Genomic DNA, 648 nt, shown 5'->3' on the forward strand with positions numbered 1-648 from the left:
GGCGATGTTGCGATCAGCCAGAAAATTCCGCGGGTACTGGAAGATGCCACCCAGCCGGTGCCGGGCCTGCTGCGTGAACTGATCGACGAACTGTTGGCCGAGTGGCGCCATTTGGGCGAACGCATCAGCGTGCTGACGGGGCGCCTGGAAGTGGCCGCCAACGCCGACATGACGGCGAAGCGACTGATGACTGTGCGCGGCATCGGCCCAGTCACTGCCACGGCACTGGTGGCCAAGGAAACCAAGCCTGAGCGATTTCCCAATGCCCGCAAGTTTGCCGCGTACTTTGGCATGGTGCCTGACCAGCACAGCAGCGGGCAGACGGTCCGGCTGGGGGACATGACCAAGCGAGGTGATGTTTATTTACGCAGCCTGATGATCCAGGGAGCCCATGCGGTACTGCAACAACTACGACCTGATTCCCAGCAACCCGATGACCGCCGCTTGTTGCGCTGGATGAGCCGACTGGGCCGTAAGGAGGCTGCGGTCAGGCTAGCCAACCGTAACCTGCGAATCGTCTGGGTGCTTCTACAGAATGACCAGACTTATCGTCGCCAGGCTGGTGATGGCCAGCAAGCGACGATGAGCCACTGAGCGACAGAGTTCTGCCACCGAGGTACTAACTGTCCGGCCCTTTGCTGAAAAAAA

At 60.5% G+C, this 648-nt stretch carries 1 protein-coding gene; it reads left to right on the forward strand.

The window, feature by feature from the left end; all coding sequences use genetic code 11:
* Positions 1–594, forward strand: a 594-nt coding sequence (locus WLY71_RS30670) for an IS110 family RNA-guided transposase (RefSeq protein ID WP_347806577.1), incomplete at its 5' end; no start/stop codon positions are given.
* Between the last annotated feature and the right edge of the window lie 54 nt (positions 595–648).

The sequence above is a fragment of the Pseudomonas rossensis genome, from assembly GCF_039888995.1.
Classification (GTDB): domain Bacteria; phylum Pseudomonadota; class Gammaproteobacteria; order Pseudomonadales; family Pseudomonadaceae; genus Aquipseudomonas; species Aquipseudomonas rossensis.